This is a genomic window from Metabacillus flavus, assembly GCF_018283675.1.
Classification (GTDB): Bacteria; Bacillota; Bacilli; order Bacillales; family Bacillaceae; genus Metabacillus_B; species Metabacillus_B flavus.
Window position 1 is genome coordinate 3,899,085 of sequence record NZ_JAGVRK010000001.1, and the last position, 16,896, is coordinate 3,915,980.

12 protein-coding genes are annotated in these 16,896 nt (G+C 44.9%); 1 reads left to right on the top strand and 11 read right to left on the bottom strand.

Going from position 1 to position 16,896, the window contains the following annotated elements; all coding sequences use genetic code 11:
- Positions 1–94 precede the first annotated feature (94 nt).
- The 8 genes from cydC to J9317_RS19880 all read right to left on the bottom strand — a co-directional run bounded on the left by cydC (position 95) and on the right by J9317_RS19880 (position 10,206).
- A complete protein-coding gene (gene cydC, locus J9317_RS19845; RefSeq protein WP_211561817.1) occupies positions 95–1,873 on the bottom strand; it encodes a thiol reductant ABC exporter subunit CydC in 1,779 nt (592 codons plus the stop codon).
- Positions 1,870–3,585, bottom strand: coding sequence for a thiol reductant ABC exporter subunit CydD (gene cydD / locus J9317_RS19850; protein ID WP_211561819.1), 1,716 nt, complete (start codon positions 3,583–3,585; stop codon positions 1,870–1,872). The genes cydC and cydD overlap by 4 nt, the downstream gene beginning before the upstream one ends.
- Positions 3,585–4,598 (bottom strand): cytochrome d ubiquinol oxidase subunit II, encoded by a 1,014-nt coding sequence (gene cydB / locus J9317_RS19855; RefSeq protein ID WP_211561821.1) that lies wholly within the window; start codon positions 4,596–4,598, stop codon positions 3,585–3,587. The genes cydD and cydB overlap by 1 nt, the downstream gene beginning before the upstream one ends.
- Positions 4,595–5,992 (bottom strand): cytochrome ubiquinol oxidase subunit I, encoded by a 1,398-nt coding sequence (locus J9317_RS19860; protein ID WP_211561823.1) that lies wholly within the window; start codon positions 5,990–5,992, stop codon positions 4,595–4,597. The genes cydB and J9317_RS19860 overlap by 4 nt, the downstream gene beginning before the upstream one ends.
- Positions 5,993–6,263: 271 nt before the next feature.
- Positions 6,264–6,977, bottom strand: a complete 714-nt coding sequence (locus J9317_RS19865) for a DNA alkylation repair protein (protein WP_211561825.1) — start codon at positions 6,975–6,977, stop codon at positions 6,264–6,266.
- A 49-nt stretch (positions 6,978–7,026) separates the two neighbouring features.
- On the bottom strand, positions 7,027–7,770 hold the full coding sequence (locus J9317_RS19870) for an alpha/beta fold hydrolase (protein WP_211561827.1): 744 nt from the start codon (positions 7,768–7,770) through the stop codon (positions 7,027–7,029).
- Between the two features lie 69 nt (positions 7,771–7,839).
- Entirely contained in the window at positions 7,840–8,322 is a 483-nt protein-coding gene (locus J9317_RS19875; protein ID WP_211561829.1) for a hypothetical protein, read from the bottom strand.
- 438 nt (positions 8,323–8,760) lie between these two features.
- On the bottom strand, positions 8,761–10,206 hold the full coding sequence (locus J9317_RS19880) for a DEAD/DEAH box helicase (RefSeq protein ID WP_249292259.1): 1,446 nt from the start codon (positions 10,204–10,206) through the stop codon (positions 8,761–8,763).
- Positions 10,207–10,339: 133 nt separating this feature from the next.
- On the opposite strand from J9317_RS19880, the gene J9317_RS19885 reads away from it, so the two are divergent.
- Entirely contained in the window at positions 10,340–11,392 is a 1,053-nt protein-coding gene (locus tag J9317_RS19885) for a DUF3900 domain-containing protein (RefSeq protein WP_211561833.1), read from the top strand.
- A 106-nt stretch (positions 11,393–11,498) separates the two neighbouring features.
- Here the strand turns inward: J9317_RS19885 and J9317_RS19890 are convergent, their stop codons facing one another.
- The 3 genes from J9317_RS19890 to J9317_RS19900 form a co-directional block, all read right to left on the bottom strand.
- A complete protein-coding gene (locus tag J9317_RS19890; protein WP_211561836.1) occupies positions 11,499–12,953 on the bottom strand; it encodes an RQC-minor-2 family DNA-binding protein in 1,455 nt (484 codons plus the stop codon).
- A gap of 110 nt (positions 12,954–13,063) precedes the next feature.
- Positions 13,064–14,326 (bottom strand): DUF3999 family protein, encoded by a 1,263-nt coding sequence (locus J9317_RS19895; protein ID WP_211561838.1) that lies wholly within the window; start codon positions 14,324–14,326, stop codon positions 13,064–13,066.
- Entirely contained in the window at positions 14,310–16,841 is a 2,532-nt protein-coding gene (locus J9317_RS19900) for a DUF2339 domain-containing protein (RefSeq protein WP_211561840.1), read from the bottom strand. Before J9317_RS19900 ends, J9317_RS19895 begins: the two co-directional genes overlap by 17 nt.
- Positions 16,842–16,896 lie beyond the last annotated feature (55 nt).

The window sequence follows — 16,896 nt, forward strand, 5'->3', positions numbered from 1 at the left end:
ATCTTAAAAACAGGATTTCTGCATCAGTCTTGTTAAAGCGAACCCAAGAAGCTGTTGATCAGCATCTTGGGTTTTTGACGTTAAAATAGTTTTTTTAGACAGCACTTTTTTCCTGGCCCCAGCCAAGCGCCCTTCTGCCATTCCGTTCTTTTAAAAATGGCCGGTCCAGTTCAAACAAACGCCGGTACCTCACTTCTTTATCCAGAAGCTCTCTATGCGTCCCTTCCATCACAATCCTGCCTTCATCCAGGAACAGGATCTGGTCCGCTGCTTCTGCTCCCGTTACGTGATGGGTAATCCATAAAACGGTTTTTCCTTTTAACACCTTGAAAATCGTGTCCAGAAGATCGCGTTCTGTCCGCGGGTCGAGTCCCACCGTTGGTTCATCGAGGACGATAATCGGGGTATCCTGCAGAAGGATCCGCGCCAGAGCGATCCGCTGGCGTTCTCCCCCCGAGAAACGCATGCCAGTTTCATGCATAGAAGTGCTGAATCCATTTGGCAGTGTATCAATATAATCATGGAGCTGAACCATTTTCGCTGCTTCCATCACCTCTTCATCCGCTGCATCAGGCCGCCCGAGCCGGATATTGTTTAAGACAGATGTATCAAAAAGGTGAGGCTGCTGGTTCAGGACGGCTAGATACTTCGGGATTTCTTCTCCAAAAAGAAAGCTATCTGCACCGTTAATGGTTACTCTTCCTTCAGATGGGAGCTGTACCCCTTCCAGCAGCTTCATAATTGTAGATTTTCCTGAGCCGCTCGGACCGAGAAGAGCGGTAATCCGGCCTGGTTTCAGTGTAAACGACAGCTGCTGCAAAACTTGTTCCTGCTGGGCGTAAGCAAAAGAAACATTCTCAAAGCAAACGGCCGTTTTTTCCAAAATAGGGAGGGACTTTTTACTGCCTGCTAATTTAATAGATTCTGTGTCCAGGGATTCCAGCCGTTTCACTGAATCCCGGTATCCCGGAATACTTCCAGCTGAATCTGATAGAGGGAGCAGGGCTTCAGTCAGAGGAAAGAGGACGAGTACAAATGCTGCAATCATCGTCCTCGCCATATCGCCGTCCGCGTTTTCTCCGCCCGCCCATACAAGCATGCTGACTATCATAACCCCGGCAACAAGCTGAGCCGCAAAGTCCCGGTTTCTTTTGAATCTTTGCTCCTGGCGTTCCAGTTCTAAAAGCTTCTTCTCCTGTTCTTCATACTCTTTTACAAATTCTTTCTGACGGCCGCTGAACATCCAATCACTGATTCCCATGACGGCATCGGTCAACTTCCCATACAGATGGCTGCGGCCTGCTTTAAGACGGGTAATCCGCCCTTTTGCAGCGAGAAGTGAAACAAGAGGAAGCAGCACCGTTAGAATCAATCCGTAAAAACCCATTAATCCTGCAAACGGCACAGAAAAGAAACCAAGAGCTGAAACGGACACCCCATATAGCAGAAGCGCTGCCGCTCCCGGGAAAACGGTTTTCAAATAGACATCCTGAAGGTGTTCAATGTCTTCAGCCAGCAGGCCGAGAATATCTCCTGTTTTACTGCGTGCCGGCTGTTTTAATATGGATTGATCCATGATTCCGTAAAGTCTGAGTCTCATTTCGGAGAGGATCTTCAGGATGGCGTGGTGGCCGGCCAATCTCTCGATGTACCGTGAAACCGACCTCGCCACCCCGAATGTCCGTACAGCCACAATCGGCACATAAATCATCAGGATATTCTCAGGTCTTGTTGCCGCCTTGGAAATAAGGAATCCGGAGGTGAACATAAGAAAGGCAGCAGAAAAAACCGTTACAGATCCGAGAAGGATGACCGCCGCAAATAACCGGCGATTTTCTTTTATATACGGCATGATCCATCCTTGTTTTTTCATGATACCTGTTCCCCCCATTGAATGCTGACGAGTTTATAATATTCGCCCTTAGCCTCCATCAATTCCTGATGAGTGCCTGTCTCCGCGATTTCCCCATCCTTTATAACCATAACCAAGTCCATTTCCTGCATCCAGTGAAGACGATGAGTAGCCAAAAATACGAGTTTATTTTTAAATAACGCCGTCATGGTTTGCTTTAAATAAAACTCTGTTTCTACGTCCAGATGACTGGCGGGTTCATCCAGCAAGAGGATTGGCCGGTTTTCCAAAAAGGCACGCGCGAGCGCAACACGCTGGCTTTGCCCGCCGCTTAGATTCCTTCCGCCTTCGCCGATCATTGCATCAAATCCGATCGCCTCTTCTAAATCAGACAATCCTGCTTTTTCAGCTGCTTCTTTAACCTCGCTCATAGAAGCTTCGGGATGATAAAATCGAATATTCTCCGCAAGCGTATCCGCAAAAATATAAGGATGCTGGGGAATGTAAAGAAGCTGCTTTTGCCACCCTGGCAGCTGGAGATGGGAAACAACCGTACCATCAAGACTGGCTGTTCCTTCAGAGGGTTCAAGAAACCCTCCCAGTATATCGATTAAAGTTGATTTTCCTGAGCCGCTTTCTCCGACAATCCCGATTTTCTGATAGCCCATTGCGGATAAATGAATGTGCTTTAAGCCCCCGGGTCCATGTTCGTCATGCCTTATAGACACATTCTCTAACTCAAGCGTACTGTTTTCGTTCCATGTGTGAATTTCTGCTGCCTGAGGTTTGAACTCCTGCTCGTCAAGGAGCATTTTCATCGTCTTTCCCGCTTCCTGTCCATTGAGCGTTGCATGATAGTCACTTCCGGCTTCACGCACCGGCAGAAAAAATTCAGGTGCGAGAATGAGAGCTGTAAGGGCCGGACCAAGCATCATGTCCCCTTCAATCAGTCTTAGTCCAAGAAATACAGCCACCGTTGCAATCGAAAGCATGGTGAAAAAGTCCAGCGCAAACGAAGAAAGAAATGCAACCTTCAGCGTACTCAGGGTTGCTTTCCGGTATCGTTCACTGACGCCTTTAATATTCATGGTGTGAGATTGGCTGAGTCCCAAATATTTCAGGGTTTCAAGACCTCTTAATGAATCGGTAAAATGATTGGAAAGCACCCGATAGGTACTCCACTGACGATCCGCCTTTCCTTTCGCTGCCAATCCAAGAATAATCATAAACACAATCAAAATCGGAAAGGTTACAGCTAAAATGACGGCAGAGGTCCGGTCGATAAAAAATACATAAAGCAAAACAGCCGGTGTGATAACGGCCATATTCATCATTTTCGGCAAGAAAAGCTCTAAATAGCTCCTTAGCTGGGCGACCCCTTCCGCCACAAGGGTTACCGTGTGCCCTGTTCCCGCTTTCGCGGCAAAGCGGGGCCCCAGCAAAAACAGCTTATCAAGCACTTTTTTACGCATAGATGCACCTGTTTCTTGCGCAAAACGCTGCGCCTTTTTTTGCTTCAGCGCTCCCATAAGATGGCGGAGAGCAAGAGCTAGGAAAAACAAAGCCGCCGCCTGCATAAAAGAACGGTCCATCTTCCCATTAAAGAGACGAACTGCCGATTCGGCCAGCATAACCGCCTGCAAAATAATTGCTGCAGACTGCACAACGGTCATAAATCCAAGACCAGCAAGAACCCTTCGGACACCACGGTATTGAAGAAGGTCTTTTCCCATTAGTACGTCAAATCCTTTTCATCCACACGTTTGCGGAATACATAATAGCTCCAAATCTGATAGCCGATCACAAACGGAAGCAGCGAGACTGCCACGATCGTCATCACTTTCATTGAATAATCTCCTGATGATGCATTATAAACCGTAAGATCGTATGCACTTTGAATGGAGCTGACCATGACACGCGGGAATAATGCTGTGAAAATCATACCGATGGTAAGCGCGATTCCTGCTCCTGTCATCGCAAAAGACCACCCATCCCGTTTTTTTGATATAAAAAATACGGCTAATCCATATGATGCTACAATCAATCCGACAAGAGGAAGGGTGATGTTTCCCCTTACTGTAAACAAATCGGTTTCAAAAGCAGACAGCGAAACAAACGCCGTCAGCGAAGCAAGAACAACCCATATGAGTCTACCGGCAAATCCACGGGCGCGCTTTCTTATTTCCGATGTCGTTTTCAGGGTGAGAAACAACGCGCCATGGAGCAGACAGAGCAGGGTAACCGTAATCCCGCCTGTCACCGAATAGACGTTTACAAAATCGGAAAAACCTGCAGATAGGTTCATATTCTTATCGATTGGCATTCCTCTCAGAATACTTGAAAATAATACCCCGAACAGAAACGGCGGAAGGAGGCTGCCGAAGAAAATAACCCAGTCCCATGTTTTTGCCCACTTCCTACTGTCAACTTTCCCCCGAAACTCAAAAGCGACTCCACGGCCGATCAACGCAATCAGGACGAAGACAAAAGGGATGTAATAGCCGCTGAACATGGTCGCATACCAATGAGGAAAAGCTGCAAAAATGGCTCCTCCCGCTGTAATCAGCCACACTTCATTCGCATCCCAGAAAGGGCCAATTGTGTTAATCATAATTCTGCGTTCCACATCATCTCTTGCCAGCAAGCGTACCGACATACCTACTCCAAAATCAAAGCCCTCCAGGAAAAAGAATCCGATAAACAGAACTGCCACCAGGACAAACCATAATTCGCTTAGCACGATCATAGATTGTACGCCTCCTTATCAAACGGATCGACGGAGGCCGAATGCCCGATGACCGAATCGTGATCCGCTCCTTTTTTAATTTCCTTCACGAAAAGATAAATCAAGACACCGGCTAAAACAGCATACATCGTGGTGAAGATGATGAGCGAGAAGAGAAGAGAGCCTTTTGAAACATTAGGCGATACAGAAGCGGCTGTTGTCATCAATCCAAACACTGTCCACGGCTGGCGCCCAATCTCCGTCATAATCCATCCAGCCGTGTTAGCCAAAAACGGAAAGGCAATCAAAACCGTCATTCCTTTTAAAAACCATCGATTTGCATCCAATTTTTCTCTAAAGCTGTAAAACAAACCAAGTGCAGCGGCAAAGATCATCGCTATTCCCGTTCCTGCCATAATCCGAAAGCTCCAGAACGTTGTGTTTACAGGGGGGATATAGTTTCCCTCTCCGTATTTTTCTTCGTATTGAGCTTGAAGTGTATTCATACCCGGCACCTCTCCCTTGAATTTTTCATAGGCAAGGTAACTTAGGGCGTACGGAATTTTTATTTCAAAGGAATTTTCCTTGTTTTCCGAATCAATAAGAGCAAACATGGTCCAGGCAGCCGGATCTCCGCTGTCTTCCCATAACCCTTCGCTTGCGGCCATTTTCATCGGCTGTGATTCCATTAAGTGCTTTGCCTGAGCATGACCGCTGAATGCTACACCCATTCCAGCAATAAGTGCAACCACCATCGCAATATCAAATGATTTTTTAAAAATATGAACCTCTTGTTTTTTCATGATTTTATAAGTGCTTACTCCCCCAATAAAAAAGGCACCTGTAGCCAATGCTCCAAAAATAGTGTGAGGAAATTCAACAAGCAGCTGCGGATTCGTCAGCAAAGCGAACAAATCATTCATTTCAGCTCTTCCATTATTGATTACAAACCCCACGGGCTCCTGCATAAAAGAGTTCGCAGCCAAAATCCAGAATGCGGAGAGAACGGTTCCGAGAGACACAAGCCAAATGCATGCAAGATGAACCTTTTTGGATAAACGATCCCACCCGAAGATCCAGATCCCAAGGAAGGTTGATTCCATAAAAAATGCGAGCAGTGCTTCAATAGCAAGCGGCGCTCCGAATACATCTCCGACAAACCGGGAGTACTCTGACCAGTTCATCCCAAATTGAAATTCCTGAAGAATTCCGGTTACGACCCCAATCGCGAAGTTAATTAAAAATAAATGCCCCCAAAATTTCGCCATCTTTTTGTAGACTTCCTGATTTTTCACTACGTACATCGTTTCCATTACGGCTACCATGAAAACAAGGCCGATGGAAAGAGGCACAAACAGGAAATGAAAAATTGTGGTTGAACCAAATTGCAGCCTTGCCAATACTAGTTCACTCATTCCAAACTCTCCCCCTTTAAACGATTTAAATGGTTCTGGAAGAAAAGGCGATAGTTTGCTCAATGTTTCACAATATAAGCAAAATTTTTTTTGACCCTTTCCTTCTGTACTTTATCTGTTCCTTACATTCATAGTTTACGCCTCTAAAAGTTTAGGGAGTAAGGCTTTCGTTGACTGTTTTGTGACGGCCTTTTGAACTATTTGTGACATTGTTTACATATTGAATGTTACTTGTAAAACAAAAAGCCTCGACATTAAGTCGAGGCTGCACTCAGCATATACACGTCTTCCTCTTCTTCCCAACCGAATCCCGCTGTTCCATTTTTTCAATATAGGCTTCTGCGAGCGGAACCTTACATGCTGTGTTTCCGACATTCACATGAACCTTCCCAATCGCCGCAGCCACTCGTTTTACTTCCTCATGAAGCGGCAGGTAATAGCCGCCGACTGAAATAACAAAGCCGTTCATGACATAACGGACGCGGTTCCGTTCCTGATGGATCCCTGTTTCCACTTTATGGAGCAGTTCTTTGACCTCTTGCTTATCAATGGATTCATCGGGAGCGATCGAAAGAAAATTGGAATAAGTACTCCATCCAGCGCAAGCTGTCATTTCCTGCTCTGACCCGATCCATTCGCGGGCAAGCTCAAGTGCATACGGAGACTCCGCTGCAACCTGCGCCACCGTATATTCACTTAGCATGGACCAGTATGCTCCCTGCGCCCATTTATGCAGCTGCTCCTTTGTCATTAGCTTTGGATTGACAGAAAGACCAGCTAAATACATCGCATCGCTATTTCCTGAATCATACAGTTTAAGAGCCAGATCCTGATCCTTTTTCACCGTTTTCACTAAGTGCTTTTTCATGTCGCCTACTTTTACTCCATACAATGGCTCCTGTGCTCCGTGGTTAAAAAAGGTCTTTTTTGTCTGCTCTGATCCGAGCTCTTCCAGTTTTTCCATGACTTCCTGATACGTTGCCATTTCATCACCTTCCGCATGAGTTCTTTCTTTTTCCATTCTGCGCTATGTATTAAATCTCCTGTTTTCCCTGCAGAAATTCGGCATACATCCTCCTAAAGGCAAAAGGGCGGAACATATTGGCCGCATGCCCGGTATGGGGAATTTCTTTATAGAAAGCATGCGGAATGACCTCATCCAAGTCTGTAATACTGGATTTAAACAAGTTATCATGGTCCCCCATAATCCATAAAACAGGGACACCCACTTGTTTCAGGTCTGCTTTTAAATCGTAATCGAGTCTATGTTCAATGGCTTTTTTGAGCACATCCTCGTGCAATTCCAATCCGTATTTGTAATAAAGCTTTGTTGAGATGAGAGCGTAGGGATCCACGACTCCGCTTTTCGGAAACAAATCTTTTGAATAGCGCCTAAGCCAATCTGGATAATCATTGTAGCGGTTGTCATGAAAATGCTGAAGTACATAGGTGAGCGGGGAGTCTGAGTTATAATGGCCGCCGATATAGCAAAGGCTTGAAACCTTTTCTTTATACTTGCTTGCAAAGATTGTGCTCGGATAACATCCGTAGCTGATGGAGCAGAGGTGTGCTTTTTCAATTCCTTCCCGCTCATACAGCTCCTCCAGCTGTGCAACTAGCCCATCCAGAGAAAAATCTGTTTTTTTGCCTCGGTCCTCGCCATGGCCAAGCAGATCGTAGGCATATGTATTGTACTTGCGGCTAAAATAGTCTATTTGTTTTTTGAACGCTCTTCTTGAACCCGTCAAACCATGGATAAAAACGATGTTTTCCATCATAGGCCCTCCAGTTGAAGATAGATGATACGTTTAGAATAGCATAAAAAACCTCATCTTCGTGATGAGGTTTTAGTCCTTAGGTTCTTCCACTTCTAAATCATTTTCCACTGCGTAAGCCTCTAAATCCTTATGAAAGGATTCCATTTCGGTGTAGTTTTTATCGAGCAGGTCACTTGCTTCATTAAACATTTCATCGTTTTGCTGAGCAATGGAATCTGCAACCATTGTAAATCCCTCAATTTGCTGATTTACCGCATCGGTGTAGCGTTTATGCAATTTTTGAAGTTCTTCGTCCGTAATGGATATACCGTCTGCTTCTTCAGCAATTTTCGTGTAAGCTGGAATTACGCTGCTTTTTATGGCATCTGCAATCTTTTGCTCATCATTCGTATTCGCAGCTTCTTCATATTTCTTCATTGCGCTCTCTTCCATTTCCCCAAGCTTTGGAAGCTTTTCGTTGGCATATGTCAGAAGTTCCTCTTGAAGAGGACTCGAGCAGGCAGCCAGAAAAACTATTAAAACCAGTGACAAAACACCTAACATTTTTTTCATTCGTACGTCTCCTTAGACTTTATCATTTTCTAATTCCTAGTTCTTTTACCACATATCCAAATTTCCAAAACTTTATTTTTACATAATTGGTAAAAACTTTAAAAACCCCACTAAACCTAGCTGTTGATTGCAGCTAGCAGGCGATCGCTTTCCGCGGGGCGGGCTGTGAGCCTCCTCTGCGCTTTGCGCCTGCGGGGTCTCACATGTCCCGCTGCTCCCGCAGGAGTCTCTCGCCTTACGCTCCAATCAACAGGTGTAAAAAAATTTCATCACGTCTTTAACATAGTGAAAAATAAGGTAAAATTAATTTACGATTTTTGATATTAGATCCCCTTATTCAGCAGATGCTGTCGTTTTACCAAATATGGTTTTACCAAATCGCACAAAACGAATTTAGACATAAAAAAGACTCACCCTACGGCAAGTCTCTTTTCCTGTTTATTTATTTGCCACATGAACTTTAAGCTGCTTCCCTTTAATCGTTGTATTTTTCATCGATTTTAGGACGAGCGGGCCTTTTCCGTTTAGAATTTCCACATAAGAAACATTTTCCTGAATCGTAATAATCCCAATGTCAGCTGCTGTTACGCCTTCAAGCTTGGCGATCGTTCCGACGAAGTCGACGGCACGGATTTTCTTTTTCTTCCCGCCGTTAAAGTAGAGCTTCATGATGCCCTTATTCAGAGCCTCGCTCTTATCTTTTTTCAGCTCTGGTTCTTCTTCCATTTTTTCATCAAATGCATGCTGTGCTTCTTTGATCTGCTCTCTGTCAGGGGGATCCAGCTGCTGAATTTCAAATCCGATGTATTCCTGAATGTCTGCAAGGAACCGGTCTTCAAATGGTGTTGCAAACGTGATTGCTTTTCCGGAACGCCCGGCGCGGCCTGTCCGGCCTGCCCGGTGAACGTAGCTTTCCTTTTCAAGCGGCAAATCATAGTTGATAACATGGGTAATGTTTTCAACATCAATTCCCCGCGCTGCTACATCGGTCGCAACGAGATAGCGGAATTCGCCTCTCTTAAACTCGTTCATCACTGCAAAACGATCCTCCTGAACCATCCCGCCATGGATTTTATCCACTGTGTATCCAAGTCTGTCGAGAAGTTCGAAAAGCTCATCCACCTGATCCTTCGTCCGGCAGAAGATCATGCAGCTGTCCGGATTTTCCGTTACCGTTACGTCTCTTAGCAGACGGAATTTATTATCTTCGTTCACGATATAAAGTGAATGCTGGATTTGGCTTGCTGCCTGTTCAGGTGACGCAATTTCAATATCGAGCGGATTTTTCATATAGCGGTGGCAGAGAGCTTCCACATCCTTTGGAAGAGTAGCGGAAAAAAGCATCGTCGTACGGTTTTCCGGCAATTCCTGAATGATGGCTTCCACCTGTTCAATGAAGCCCATATTCAGCATTTCATCAGCCTCATCAATGACAAAATACTTGAGCTGATCGAGCTGAAGCGTACCTTTTTGAATATGGTCAAGCACCCTTCCCGGCGTGCCTACAACCATATGGCTTTTTTGCTTCAGTTCGGATTTTTGGCGGTCAAATGGCGACTTCCCGTAAACCGCTGTTGCTTTAATCCGTTTAAAGCGGCCGATGTTTGTGATGTCTTCTTTTACTTGTGCGGCAAGCTCACGTGTCGGAGTCAGAATAAGAGCCTGCGGCTTATTTTCTTCCCAATCGACTAATTCGCAAAGCGGAATCGCAAAGGCTGCCGTCTTTCCGCTTCCTGTCCGGGATTTAACGGCTATATCTTTCCCTTCAAGCGCTGGCGGAATAACGCCCGCCTGAACGCTTGTCGGCGATTTATATCCAAGGCTGTCCAATGCTTTTAAAATATCCTCGTTTAATGCAAAATCTTTGAAGCTGTTTGTACTCAAAAGCGTAAGCCCCTTTTCGTTATTTGTCCTCTGTCTATTATACGGTGCAGCGGCCCATTTTAACAGCTTCGCTAAATTGACGGAACGGCTGGTGTTTTTTATACTGAAAGAATTGAAAGCGGGGGCTGAAGAAATGGATTTTACCATGAGGTTTTTATCCTTTTACGTGATAGAGGCAGAGGATCAGGATTCAAAGCGGTTTAAGCACTATCAGACACTTGATCAAGAGGAGTTTGAAGCGAGTGCTTTGAAGGATTTTCTTGATGGTGAGCTAAAAAGAATCGTAAAGAGGAAAGCAGAAAAGCATCCTCCCTCCGAGCAGGTACCGACAAAAATCGGATATTTTGCCGTTGAACCAGGCTATGATCTCGATTCAAATCCGAACTACAATATGCTTCACCGGATTCGTTTCGCTGAAACAAAAGAGGCCTTTAATGAAGGAAGCGAGCAGCTCGTCCGCACCTATTTGGATACAAGCGCGGTCCGCGGAGGAGCGTTTTTGGTTGCATCAGCCGTACCGAGAAAATACTTTGATGACTCCTTTGTTTTCATTATGAAATGCGATTTCGAACCAAAGGTCGCCTCCATTGCAGATGAAAAAGCATTAATTAAAAAGGTAGAGATGGCCATTACAACGAAAAACATGAAGTCCATCCAATACCCATACATGCCTGAAGAAGGAATGACAGAGGAATCCGAGCTAAAAATCCACCAGGCTTCTCACGCACGGTACTTTGAAGATTTTTTGAAATATGTGGAGTATGGCGAATCCATGCCGGAAATTATGAAAACCCAAGTCATGACGATGGTACAGGAGCACGTCCTGGAAACATACGAAGAAAACAGCCAGGAACGGCAGCAGTTTGAGCACGATATGGAGATTTGGGAAGCCAGTGAAAAGCGGGAAATCCAGGAGCGGCTCGATACCCATCAGGTAATAGAAGCGGCCGCGCAAATTGTGGAGAATACACCTGAAGCACAGCTGAAGATGAAGCTTGGGGAAACCGAGGTGAAAGGGCTGCTTGCTGAGTTTGGTGATTCAATTCATTTAGCTAAAATCAATGGGCGCTACGTTCTCCTCGTTGAAGCAGAGACGATTTCGTTTGAGAAGGGATTTTCTCCAATCGAGTTTCATAAGCCTGAGGGGCTGCATGAGGTGATTGAGCGGATTGCGGGGAAAGGATAAAATAAACTCATCTCTGTAAGCGTTAATGACTTCGGACTGCATTAAGAGGAATTGGATCCGTCCAATTCCTCTTTTTATTTTTCTTTATAATTCTCAGGTAATACGTTTATTTCAGAGCCTCATACCCTTTCACGCGTTTCTCGATCCAGCCTTCCTTCTCAAGCTTTTTAAAGCCCTTCTGGATATCTTTTTCTTCCCAGCTGCCAAGACTGCCGTATAACGGTGTTTGATCCAGCTCCTGTTCCCTGATTTGATAGGAGGTCCTGCCTTTGAGAAGCTGGGCAATTAAGTGGAGCGGTTTATCCTTCAGTGAACCGTCTAATTCATTCAGAATGGCAAAAACCTGTTCAAATGATAGGGACTGATTTTTAACTTGTATACATATATCTTCAGGGTGAAAAGGCTCGGTTTGCATTGCTTCTTTTAATCCCTGGTGCAGACTATCAAGTTTTGCTTTTGCCTCTTCCACTGTTTGCTTGCGAATCTCTTTAAGCATAGATATGGATGGAAGCTGAAAACCCGCTAGCCAAATCAAATCGGAAGATGCTCTTTCAGCTGGAATATCTGCTTGTGATAGCTCCTCCGCAAAGCCCAGAAACGGTTCCTTCACAATGTCCGGCTGAACGGGATAGCGGGTCAGGTCCTTTTTCATTTGCAGGATCTCAGGCAAACTGGCAAGCTCCTTTTTCCATTGAGCCAAATTTCCTAAATCGTTTAGAATTGTTTCTTTCTTTAAAGCAATTTCGTTAAACTGCCTCTCAATCGTAGCAATTCGCTTTACCGCTTTTTCCATATCCGGCTCTTCTTCAAGCTCCACTTTGGAATGTTTCACATGAAACATCCGCTTTGTTTTGCACACCTCACATGTTTGAGTGATAACTTCGTTCAGCGAATCAAATGACAGCTGCTTTTCGTGGCCACATTGCTCTGGAAGTGCCCGGTATGGTCTCATTACGATTTCTACACGGTGTCTCCAAAATGCCACATCTTCGGGTGGTGTCAGGAGAGAAAGCAGGGAGGAACGGTTCATCTTTTCCACCGCTTGAACCACCTCCCTTTTTTCTCTCGCAAGCTGGACAATTGGATGGAGCTCATAGCTCTGTTCAATGATGTTCTCCCACTCACTCTTGCTTTTTAATGAAATTGCAGCGCAAAACAGATAATCTCTCACTACCATCTGAATGTGTGCAGAAAGGGCCGTTTTGGTCATCTCTGTGAAATCCTTTGTATAAAAAGCTTCCGTTATCTGAGGAATGCCATGTCCCGCTGAAAAATCATTCCATAAAAAAGATTCTGGTTTCATAAGATGAGGATGAATTTGCTCCTGCCTGTTTGAAAAAATGGGAAAGAATGCTCCCTTTTCAAGCTGGAGAAAGCTCTGGATCCTTTCCCTTTCATCTATTGAAAGGCCAAGCTCGTCCAGGCATTCCTGAATACGATTGAGCAGAGCCCGCTCCGTCTTATGTCCAGCAGACCGGACTTCTTTATTTTTCTTGCCGAGCGGAAGCACAGCAAGGGATGGGTACGGATCAAAATATTGGGCGTGCAATTGAAGACTCATGGCCATTCCTGCTTTCCGTTGTTGTTTAATGACCATTATAACGAGGAACGATGGTGATTTGAAATCTTAAGGTGCCATTCAAAAAAGCCAGCCCGCACCCGGACCGGCTTCTACTTTTTCACATTCGTCATCTTCTGCAAAATAAAGGCGATCAGCAGGATTGAAATGAGACCGATGATGATGTTGAATACCCATTCTGTTTGAAACCAGTGAACCTTTTTTTCCTTTGGCTCTGCTGCTTTAGGGCGTTGGAGTGCAGACCCGAGCACCGCTTCGCTGACGGTTTCCTTTTCAATAAAGCTTTGAAATTCCTCGATATCGTATTGGGGAATTTCTGCCTCCTCGTTGCCGTATAGAAGTTGGTACGTACCCCTGCTGCTTTTTTCGAATACGATTTCGTCAATAGCATATTCCTGGGTGATTTCCTGAATGCCAAGCGGTGCGTTATCTTCATTGCTGATTTTTATCACGATTTTCTCAGCAGCGGAAGGTACTTGAAGGGTCAGGTCGGTATTTTGGATGCGGGTATTTTTAAAGTCCGCACTATAGAGTTCTGCTCCGCCGCTTAAAGGGATCGGACTGCCAGAGCCATCCTCTATTTCCACTGTACGGCGGAAGTTCCCCTCTGCTTTCAGCGACACCTTGGCGGTTTTGAGTCTTTGATTATTTTCAATCGTGACAATCGTTTGCTTTCCCTTATCAACAGTGGTAAATTCCGGAGTTTTCTTTTTGGAAAATTCCTTGAAGCTTTCTGTTGTTTCGCTGTGAATAAGCGATAAGCCCGGCAAGACTATTTTTTCGGTGTTGCCGATTACTTTGATCCGATAATAGCTGAACTTCATTGCCATTCCAAGGTCAATCGTATCTTTCTTCACTACACCTGTATTGTAGAGGGTATCCTCCTTTACGGCCTCCCACTTAAGGCCATCATAGCTTCCCAGCACTTCTACTTTCTTTAAAAAAGGCTGGTCAGGAAGATCCGCTTTCAACGTTTCCCCTAGAATATCTGTGTTTTTTTCTTCTTGAATGATTTTGAAATCATAGAGTGTATTTCCGTTTTCTTCTCTTCCGGGAAGGGTTTCCGACGAATAGATGATTTCCTGTTTTGATGAATTTCCGTAGCCGTTTTTCATATAGTACGGAACGGTCTGTCCCTTCTCATTTATGATACGCACATCCCCTAAGTCTTCACGTGCTCCGGAATACACCGCCTCATCCAAAAACAAGGATTGGTAGTTGCCTTCCTTCTGAATTTCTATGTTTTTCGCAAACTTCCAATTTGTTAAATTCGATTCTGCTTTTGCGGGTGGAGGGCTGCTGCTTATAACCAGAGCAGCAGCCAAAAGAATCATTGTTTTATTCAGCCGAAACATGCTGCTGTGCCTCCTGCCGGCTTGATACTTTTTGATACATGTAAGAGATGGCAAGCAGCGCTATTCCAAAGCAGAAATACGCAATGATTCTGCTTCCCTCAGTTAAAAACGCAAGGTCGTAAAGAATCAGTTTCCCCGTAGATAGCAGTGTAATGCCAAGGCCAATCCGGCGAATGTAGACGAACTGCTTTTTGAATCCGTAGAAAATATAGCCGATCGCAACGGCAAGGAAAATCGTGCTAATCAGGACCCCCACGTCTCCCAAACGGAATTGTACGTAAAGGAAGGACGCTAAAATTCCAAGCAGGTAAACAGAAAGAATCGTCGGATAAAGCTCTACATTTTTGTATTGCTTACGGATATAAGCCAGCAGTATATCTCTTCCGGTGAAGAAAATTAAAAAGTTGAATCCAATTAAAAGCACGAGAGCTAAATATTCAATGAACGTATTTTGCGCCAATTCCGGCTTTAGGACTGGAGTGCTTACTGTTAGAGCAAGCCCGATCAGACAGCCGATTGCGTGCAAAAATAGTCCATAATAACCCACATACCTGTCATAAAGCAGACTGACTTTCGGAAGAACATAGGCAAGACCGACCGTAATAAAGGCCACCATCATGAGCAAGTAGAACCTGTACTGATCAAAATCGGCTGGAACTCGTTCCTGGTACATACTAATCGATTCATAAAGAAGATAAATCCATGCATTCGCCAATGCGGTGTACTTCAGCCCCTCCACTATTTGTCTGAACGAACGGAATGGGGCAGCAAAACCAGGCTGTTTCTTTTGCTGCAGCAAGTAATAAATCGGAACGAACAGCAGGCCCACTGTAATAGCGGTGTACTTCACATCAAAGAAATACTCAAAGCCCACTCTTTTTCCTGCAGCTTCAATTAAGAAGCCAAACAGGCACAATGCGTAGATGACCCAGCCTGCCTGCTGAAGGGTTTTGTGCTTGGATGAATAGCCGTAAATCATCAGAATCAGTGCTTCAGCGAGCCAGCCGATGGATACCCATTCCATACCGAACTGGAAGGGAATAACAAGAATAGCAAATGTAAGAGATGTGCCGTAGAAGAGCAGCATTGTTTGCGTTTCCTTGACCAATTTCTTTTCGGCAAAACGGCCGAGACCGAAATACACAAGACAGAAGATGACCGCTAAAAGGCCCCGGGACTGATTCCAGTCCAGCTCACTAAACAGGTCGTAAATCACAACGCAGCTAATAAAGGTGTTAAATCCAAGCAGGATGACATCCAGTATTTTGAGCGATAGCTTGTGCTTAAACGGAAAGCTGAGTGTGACACCAAGATAAAGAAGGAACGTGATAACCGAATAGCCAAAATCAGCAAGCGGATTCCCGGAAAGGATAATGAGCAGAATCATGGTCGGCATATTCAGTAAAAAGCTAATGTAATGGACAATATTCCACTGCCTCTGAAACGAAATCCAGAGAATAAGAAGATTCAGTAAAAGCACATAGCCCATTGCTGCATAAACAGCGTTTCCTTCCATCCCAAACGCGATAATAAAGGAATACAGCGGAATGTATCCCCCGATAAGACCAAATGTGCATACGGTTCTTGAGTGATAGCGGAGCGAGAGCAGAACCGCTGATACCGTAACGAGAACCGATAGAAGAAGGGCGACGGTCATGCCAATAATGTCCAGCAGGAAGTAACTGAAAAAGATCGATCCGTAAAGAACAGCAATTCCCCCGCCAATCAAACCGAGGGCAAACGTTTTTTGCTGTTTTCGGTAAAGCCATTCCCCGCCTGCCAGCATAAGCCCGCCAAGAAGAAAAAAGGTTGCTCCCTTGAAGTAGTCGTTAAACCATGTGGCATACGTATACCTGAATGCCGCAGCGACTCCAAGGATAATCAGCAAAATCCCGATCCGGTTAATCCAGCTCAAACCGATTTTCATTTCGACCTGATTTTGCTTCATTCTTTTTTGCATCATGTCTTCTGTCAGTTCTTCGGCTGCCAGTTTTTCATATTGCGCCGCTATTCCTTGTGCGGCCTCTTTTTCCTTTTCGTTCAAGAGCTCTTTATGCTGCCTGATCCGCTCCTCTACCTTCATTGAAAACTGCTGAAGTTCGGACAGGATTTCGTGTTTATCCTCGCCCAGGTTTTTGGAAGCCTGCAGCTTTAATTGGTCAATATTTCGTTTTACCTGCTGCTCAAGCTCCTGCAGCCGGTTTTCACGGGAGTTTTTTCCTTTCCCGAAGTATGTATGGAGCTTTTCGCGGGAGATTTTAAGTATACTCAGCTTTTCATCCAGCATTTGCTCCTGAAGAGCAACCCGGAGCTTGCTGTTTTCATCTGTAACTTCCCGATTTTTCTTTTTTAATTCATGGACCTGCTTTTCATAAGCCTCGTTATCGTGATGGAGACGCTCATTTTCCTGTATGAAGTCTTGAGCCTCATACTCTCTGACTATCGCATTAAATTCATTTGCCAGCTGAGCCTGAGCTTCTTTCGCCTGCCTCAGCCTGCCTTTTAATTCGTCCATATTATGCCCCCTGAATGACATTTGTTTTACAAAGTGGCTGCCCTGAAAATAGGAG